We start from the raw sequence: 241 nt of genomic DNA, 5'->3' as shown, positions 1-241 counted from the left end.
CGAAAGAACGCCGGAACATCAGCTGGTTGAAAGCGCCTTCCAGTTCGCGTCCGCTTGCTGTCACGCTTTTGGCGACATGGGTCAGGATTTCGTCCGAAATCTCGAACGACGGATCGTCATGGCGCGCCGAGCCGAGGCGACGGTTCAGCATTTCATAACGCATGTCGTAATCGGGACCTTCGATCTCGATGGCCATGCCGCCTTGAAGACGGGAACGGACACGCGGATCGAGCGATTCCAG

The 241-nt window shown here is 58.1% G+C and carries 1 pseudogene; it reads right to left on the bottom strand.

What is annotated here, in order from left to right:
• Window positions 1–196, bottom strand: a pseudogene (locus R0J92_RS26115) (hypothetical protein); the annotation flags it as partial.
• Window positions 197–241 lie beyond the last annotated feature (45 nt).

The organism is Tritonibacter sp. SIMBA_163 (genome assembly GCF_046535935.1).
Classification (GTDB): domain Bacteria; phylum Pseudomonadota; class Alphaproteobacteria; order Rhodobacterales; family Rhodobacteraceae; genus Epibacterium; species Epibacterium scottomollicae.
This window is presented reverse-complemented; position numbering and strand designations above follow the sequence as displayed.